Source organism: Bradyrhizobium sp. P5_C11_2 (assembly GCF_054049755.1).
The window spans coordinates 1-6558 of sequence record NZ_JBFULT010000431.1; the positions used below are offsets into that span (position 1 = coordinate 1).

Annotated in this window: 7 protein-coding genes; 3 read left to right on the forward strand and 4 right to left on the reverse strand. The window is 65.2% G+C overall.

Translation table 11 applies throughout. The features are described from left to right. Nucleotides 1–214 precede the first annotated feature (214 nt). A complete protein-coding gene (locus ACXJL8_RS30040; RefSeq protein WP_456623202.1) occupies nucleotides 215–955 on the forward strand; it encodes a sulfate transporter family protein in 741 nt (246 codons plus the stop codon). 6 nt (nucleotides 956–961) lie between these two features. On the opposite strand, the gene ACXJL8_RS30045 is transcribed toward ACXJL8_RS30040, so the two are convergent. The 3 genes from ACXJL8_RS30045 to nth all read right to left on the reverse strand — a co-directional run bounded on the left by ACXJL8_RS30045 (nucleotide 962) and on the right by nth (nucleotide 4598). Further along, nucleotides 962–2590, reverse strand: coding sequence for an MFS transporter (locus ACXJL8_RS30045; RefSeq protein ID WP_456623177.1), 1629 nt, complete (start codon nucleotides 2588–2590; stop codon nucleotides 962–964). Further along, entirely contained in the window at nucleotides 2577–3719 is a 1143-nt protein-coding gene (locus tag ACXJL8_RS30050; protein ID WP_456623176.1) for an HlyD family secretion protein, read from the reverse strand. The genes ACXJL8_RS30045 and ACXJL8_RS30050 overlap by 14 nt, the downstream gene beginning before the upstream one ends. 96 nt (nucleotides 3720–3815) lie before the next feature. Continuing rightward, a complete protein-coding gene (gene nth, locus ACXJL8_RS30055; protein ID WP_456623175.1) occupies nucleotides 3816–4598 on the reverse strand; it encodes an endonuclease III in 783 nt (260 codons plus the stop codon). Between the two features lie 22 nt (nucleotides 4599–4620). Between nth and ACXJL8_RS30060 the strand changes: the two genes are divergently transcribed. Both ACXJL8_RS30060 and ACXJL8_RS30065 read left to right on the forward strand, forming a co-directional pair. After that, nucleotides 4621–5154 (forward strand): DUF2244 domain-containing protein, encoded by a 534-nt coding sequence (locus tag ACXJL8_RS30060; protein ID WP_456623174.1) that lies wholly within the window; start codon nucleotides 4621–4623, stop codon nucleotides 5152–5154. Between the two features lie 55 nt (nucleotides 5155–5209). Next, on the forward strand, nucleotides 5210–6106 hold the full coding sequence (locus ACXJL8_RS30065; RefSeq protein WP_456686092.1) for a methylated-DNA--[protein]-cysteine S-methyltransferase: 897 nt from the start codon (nucleotides 5210–5212) through the stop codon (nucleotides 6104–6106). A gap of 116 nt (nucleotides 6107–6222) precedes the next feature. Here ACXJL8_RS30065 and ACXJL8_RS30070 read toward each other — a convergent pair. Beyond that, a partial coding sequence (locus ACXJL8_RS30070) for a histidine phosphatase family protein (protein ID WP_456686093.1) occupies nucleotides 6223–6558 on the reverse strand: 336 nt, incomplete at its 5' end.

The following is a 6558-nucleotide window of genomic DNA, read 5'->3' on the forward strand; positions in this document are numbered from 1 at the left end:
CTGCTGGGCCATCATCGTGGCGGAGCCTAGAGCCATTTCCGTTCCGATAGAATCGGAACGGGGCTCTAGATTCTTGTTTTGACGCGTTTTCTTTACGCGAACCGGTATCCACTTCGCTCGAAAACGCTCTAAAGCCGCAGGCCGGACAGGGTCACTTGCCGAAGCGGCTTGGGGTGTCTACCTCTCGCGGGTGGTTTTCGTGAAAGGTACCCCCATGCTGGATGCCGCCGTAAAGGCGCTGTCGCAAATGATCTCGCCGCCGATGCGCTCGATCCTGTGGCGATCGATCGGCGCTGCCCTGGTGCTGATCACCGTGCTGGCGATCGGGTTGCAGCGGCTGCTCAGCTGGTTTGCGACCTATGGCGAAGTCTGGCTCGAAGGCCTGCTCGGGCCGGGCTGGCACACATCGCTCGGGGTTCTGGCCTGGATCGTCTCGATCGCGGCGGGCCTGGGCGTCGTGTTCGGCGCCGTGTTCCTGATGCCCGCGATCACCTCGCTGGTGGCGAGCCTGTTCGTCGACGACGTCGCCGACCATGTCGAGCGCGAGCATTATCCGGCCGAGCGTCCCGGCGTTGCGCTGCCCTTCAGCCAGGCGATCTACGAGGGCGTCAAGACTGCATTGCTGACCATCCTGGTCTATCTGATCGCGCTGCCCTTCGTGTTGCTGGCCGGCGCCGGCTTCCTGATCTTCTTCCTCGCCACCGCCTGGCTGCTGGGCCGCGAATATTTCGAGCTCGCCGCGATGCGCTTCCGATCGCCGGAGGAGGCCAAGGCGATGCGGCGCGACAATGCCGCGACCGTCTTCACCGCCGGCCTGATCATCGCGGCCTTCGTCTCGATCCCGATCGTCAATCTGGCGACGCCGATCTTCGGCATGGCCTTCATGGTCCACATGCACAAGCGCCTGTCCGGACCGCGGCCCGAGCTGATCGAGCCGGCGCGGCAGATGCGGTAGAGCCAATTACGCTACCGGCACCCCGCATTTGCGCAACAGCATCTTGGCGAAGCCGAACGGCGCGGGCGTGAACGGGCCCGGCGGCGCGCGGGTGATCAGCGCGATGCAGCCGAGCGCGACCATCGCCAGCCAGAAGCACAGCCAGAAGCCGTCGATATAGGCGAGCACATTGGCCTCGCGCTGCACGAAGCTTGCGAGCGTTCCCACCGCGCGCGCCGGCGCCGAGCCGGCGCCATGGGCCGCGAAGTGATCGGCAAGCTGCTTCAGAATCCGCACCACGTCGACGTCACCGACCGTCAGGTTCTGGCCGAGATAAAAGGAATGGACCTGCTCGCGGACGCGCAGCCACGTCCCCATCAGCGCCACGCCGATCTCGGCGCCGCCGAGCCGCATGATCTGGATATAGGCGGCAAAGGCCGTGGCCCGGCTGGGGTCGGAGTTCGACACCGCCAGGATGATGATCGGCAGCAGCGTCAGCGACTGGCCGACCGATTGCAGCAGCACGATGCCGATAAAGTCCTCGCGCGCCCAGTCGTGGGTGAGCTGGGTGCCCCAAAGATTGGCGGCGGCGAAGCAGGAAAATCCCAGTATCACCACCACGCGCGCGTCGAAGTGCCGGAGCATATAGATCGAGATCGGCACCAGCACGAACATCGGCAGCGCGCCATAGGTGAACAGCAACAGGCCGCTCTGTTCCGGCCTGAGCAGGCCGATATTGCCGAGGAAGTTCGGCACCAGCGATGAGTTGGAGAGGCTGGTCAGCGTGTAGAGCAGGATCACCACCAGCGACAGGCCGATATTGCGCGAGAACAGGACGTTCACATGCGCCCAGGGCTGGCGAGCCAGCACCTCGTTGATGACGAAGGCCACGAACAAAACACCACCACCGACAAGCAGCGCCATCACCGTGCCGGAGCCGAGCCAGTCCAGCCGATTGCCCTGGTCGAGGCCGGCATAGATCATCGAGACGGCGGCGCCGAGCAACAGCATGCCGCCCCAATCGGCCTCGCGCAGCAGGACGCGGTTAACCGGCTCGTTCGGCGTGCCCAGATAGACCATCAGGCCCATCAAGGGCGCGATCACGACGCCCTGCCAATACAGCCATTGCCAGCCGAGATGATCGACATAGAAGCCGACCAGTGATGACGAGGTGTCGAGCGCGAAGCCGACGCGGATCGAATAGATCGCGATCGCCGGTAGCCACCAGCGGATCGGCAGATTGCGGAACACGATCATCAAGGTCGCCGGCACGAAGGTACCGAGCAACAACCCGTGCACGACGCTGAGCGCGATCAGTGTCGGATAATCGCGCACGAACGGAATCGTCAGAGAGACCGCGGCATAGACGAGGCTAGGGATACCAAGCACACGCCGCAGGCCGAACACGGTCGCAAGCCAAGCCACCGCGGGCGCGATGAAGATTTGCGAGCCGATGCCGGCCGTGGACAGCCAGGCGCCTTCGTCGAATGAGAGCGAGAACGCGCCGCGCAGGTCGGGCAGGCCGACGGTGGTCAGCCGGCTGTCGAAATTGGCGAGGAACGAGCCAAGCAGCACGGCGGCCACGGCAAACAGCGGCTGCGGCGCGATGCCGCCGCGCGAGACCGGCCCGCGGCTGGCGTCGTCATTTTCCGCCATTCGCGCCCTTCGTGTCGATGCCGGTGACGACCGACATGCCCGGTACGAGCCGCGCCAGCAGCGGCTGGTTGTCGTCGAACTGGATGCGCACGGGGATACGCTGCACCACCTTGGTGAAATTGCCGGTCGCATTGTCCGGCGGCAGCAGCGCGACCTGCGCACCCGTCGCCGGCGCGATGCGCTCGACCCGGCCGCGCAGCTTCTCGCGCGGAAAACTGTCTACGGTGATCTCGACCGGCTGGCCCGGTGCGACATGCGTGAGCTGGGTCTCCTTGTAGTTCGCGATCACATAGACCTTTGGCAGCGGCACCACATTGATGAGGTTGGTGCCGATGTTGACGTAGTCGCCGGGCTGCACCTGGCGCTCGCCGACGACGCCGTCGAACGGCGCGGTGATCCTGGTGTAACCGAGCTTGAGCTTGGCGCTCGCCAGCGTAGCCTTGGTGGCGTCGAGATCGGCGGCGCGCTGCTTCCTGGTGCCTTGCAGGACCTCGAGCTGATGCTGCTGGGCGGCGATCACGGCGCGGCTGGCGCGCACGTCGGCCTGCGCCTTGGCGTAGCTAGCGACCGCCTGCTCGAAGCGTTGCCGCGTGCCGGATTCGGTCTGCGACAGCGATTGCTGGCGCTCCTGCTCCTGCCGCGCCTCGACCTCGATCGCTTCGGCCGACAGCCGCGCGGCCTCGGCCTGCGCAATCGTCGCATATTGCAGCTCGACCTGGTTGGCGAGATTGTCGAGCACGGCTTGCGCAGCCGCAACCGCGGCTTCGGACTGTGCGACCTGCGCCTCGTAATCGGCGGGGTCGATCTGGATCAGGAGATCGCCGGCCTTCACCCGCTGGAAATCGGTCACCGCGACAGTCAGCACTTCGCCGGAGACGCGGCTCGCAAGCCGCGTCAGCTCGGCGCGCACATAGGCGTCATTGGTGGTCTGAATCACCGCATTGCCGACCCATTCGTCGAAGCGCAGCGTCGCCAGCGCGACGAAGGCGAGCGCGACAATCACCGCAAACAGCGGGATCGCGAGCCGGCTCCAGAGCGAACTGGCGGGCGGTTGTGCCGGCTTGGGCGGCGCGGCCGGTGCGGCAGGAGCGACGGCCGGCGGCGACGAAACTTGCTCTTGTTGACTCACGGATGACCCCAGAACCGGCTTTGCTCGAACATAGATCTCACCATCGTCATTCCGGGGCGGTCCGAAGGACCGGACCCGGAATGACTCGATTGTCGCTCAGACCGTCTTCTCCGGCCACCGGCAGAGATCGTTGATCAGGCATACCTCGCAGCGCGGCTTGCGCGCGAGGCAGGTGTAGCGGCCATGCAGGATCAGCCAATGATGCGCATGCAGCATGAACTCGGACGGGATCACCTTTTCGAGACCGAGCTCGACCTCGAGCGGCGTCTTGCCCGGCGCAAGCCCGGTGCGGTTGCCGACCCGGAAGACATGCGTGTCGACCGCCATGGTGTGCTCGCCAAAGGCCATGTTGAGCACGACATTGGCGGTCTTGCGCCCGGCGCCGGGCAATGACTCGATCTCCGCGCGCGTGCGCGGCACCTCGCCGCCGAACTCGCTGAGCAGCTTGGCCGACAGCCCGATCACGTTCTTCGCCTTGGTGCGGTAGAGCCCAATGGTCTTGATGTACTCGCGCAAGCGCTCCTCGCCGAGATCGAGCATCTTCTGCGGGGTGTCTGCGACCTCGAACAATGCGCGCGTGGCCTTGTTGACGCCGGCGTCGGTGGCCTGTGCCGACAGCACCACCGCAACCAGCAGCGTGAACGGATTGACGTGCTCGAGCTCCCCCTTCGGCTCCGGATTGGCCTTGCGGAAACGGCTGAAGACCTCATGGATCTCGGCTGGCGTCCAGGGTTTTGCAGGCTTGGATTTTGCGGGCTTGGGTTTTGTGGCCTTGATCAATGTCTTCGCGGACGCCTTCGGCTTCGCGGCGGCCGGCGTTGCCTTTTTCTTCGGCAGCGCCGGTTTGCGCGCGGCTGCCTTGCGGATGATTTTTGCCATGATCGGGATATACTGAGGGACGATGAGCACAGGCAACGAAATTGAGCGCGAGAAATCTGCAAGCGAACCAGAGCCGCAGATCTTCTCCGCGCTGCTGACGCCGCACCGCTCGCTGAACCGCACCGGCTTCCTCGCCGTGATGCTGTTCCTGAGCGTCGTCAGCTTCGTCACCGGCATCGTGTTCCTGATGATGGGGGCGTGGCCGGTGCTCGGCTTCTTCGGCCTCGACGTGCTGGTGATCTGGTGGGCCTTCAAGGTCAATTTCCGTACCGCGCGGGCGAGCGAGCAGATTGTGGTTACCCCGTCCGAGTTGCGCGTGCGCCGCATCAGCCATCGCGGCCAGGTCGCCGAATGGACGTTCAATCCGCTCTGGGTCCGGCTCGACCTGGAGGTCGACGAGGATTTTGGCCTCGAACACCTCTACCTGATCTCGCGCGGCCGCCGGCTCCAGCTCGCCGGCTTTTTGGGGCCTGAAGAAAAAGCAAGCTTTTACAATGGCTTGGTTGAGGCGCTGAACGCCGCCAAGCGCGGACCGACCTTCAACCCCATTCGCTGATGTCACGTCGGAAATCGGGTGGTTTCGAACCGCCCCCGCTCCTACATTTCCGGTCATGATGACACTCGCCATACATGATCAGCGCCTGGCCAAGCCGGGCCCCCAGAACGCCGCGCTGCGCGACTATGACTCGGTGCGCCGGGCGATCGCCTTCATCTCGGAGAACTGGCGCGCGCAGCCGACCATCGAGGCGATGGCGGATGYGGCCGGCGTCACGCCGGATGAGCTGCACCATCTGTTCCGCCGCTGGGCCTCGCTCACGCCGAAGGCCTTCATGCAGGCGCTGACGCTCGACCATGCCAAGGGGCTGTTGCGCGATTCCGCGAGCGTGCTCGACGCGGCGCTCGACTCCGGCCTCTCAGGTCCGGGCCGGCTGCACGATCTCTTCGTCACGCATGAAGCGATGTCGCCGGGTGAATGGAAGAACGGCGGCGCAGGCCTCACCTTGCGCTACGGCTTTCATCCCTCGCCCTTCGGCACCGCCATCGTGATCGCGACCGATCGCGGATTGTCGGGACTTGCCTTCGCCGATCCCGGCGACGAAAAAGCAGCGCTTGCCGACATGACGCGACGCTGGCGCAACGCAACTTACGTCGAGGATCACGAAGGCACCGCGCCGCTCGCACAGCGCATCTTCGATAAAAAGCTGTGGCGGCCCGACCAGCCGCTGCGCGTGGTMATGATCGGCACCGATTTCGAGGTGCGGGTGTGGGAGACGCTGCTGAAGATCCCGATGGGCCGCGCGGTGTCCTATTCCGACATCGCCTGCAAGATCGACAGCCCAAGGGCCTCGCGCGCCGTCGGCGCCGCGATCGGCAAGAATCCGGTCTCGTTCGTCGTCCCCTGCCACCGCGCGCTCGGCAAGAGCGGCACGCTCACCGGCTATCACTGGGGCATCACCCGCAAGCAGGCGATGCTGGGCTGGGAAGCCGGGCAGGTGGGGATGCAGTGATTGTCTGATGTCGTTCCGGGGCGATGCAAAGCATCGAACCATGGTGCGCAATTGCGCACCTGAGAACCTCGAGATTCCGGGTTCGCCCTTCGGGCGCCCCGGAATGACGGCGTCTGTTACCCCGCCAGATCCAGCTTCGAGGCCACGGTCGAATCCGCGTTGAGGCGGTAGATGATCGGCACACCGGTGGCGAGCTCGCGCTTCAAAATGCCTTCGGGCGAGAGCTTTTCCAGCACCATGATCAGCGCGMGCAGCGAATTGCCGTGGGCGGCGACGAGCGTGCGCTTGCCGTTGAGCACGCCGGGCAGGATTTCCTGAACGTAATACGGCAGTGCGCGCGCGAGCGTGTCCTTCAGGCTTTCGCCGCCGGGCGGCGGCACGTCGTAGGAGCGGCGCCAGACCAGCACCTGGTCCTCGCCCCACTTCTTGCGCGCGTCGTCCTTGTTCAGCCC

What these genes read in the sequence shown, in the direction of transcription:
- nth (WP_456623175.1), bottom strand. Translation starts at nt 4,598, where the DNA reads ATGGCAAAAATCATCCGCAAGGCAGCCGCGCGCAAACCGGCGCTGCCG.
- ACXJL8_RS30060 (WP_456623174.1), top strand. Translation starts at nt 4,621, where the DNA reads ATGAGCACAGGCAACGAAATTGAGCGCGAGAAATCTGCAAGCGAACCA.
- ACXJL8_RS30040 (WP_456623202.1), top strand. Translation starts at nt 215, where the DNA reads ATGCTGGATGCCGCCGTAAAGGCGCTGTCGCAAATGATCTCGCCGCCG.
- ACXJL8_RS30045 (WP_456623177.1), bottom strand. Translation starts at nt 2,590, where the DNA reads ATGGCGGAAAATGACGACGCCAGCCGCGGGCCGGTCTCGCGCGGCGGC.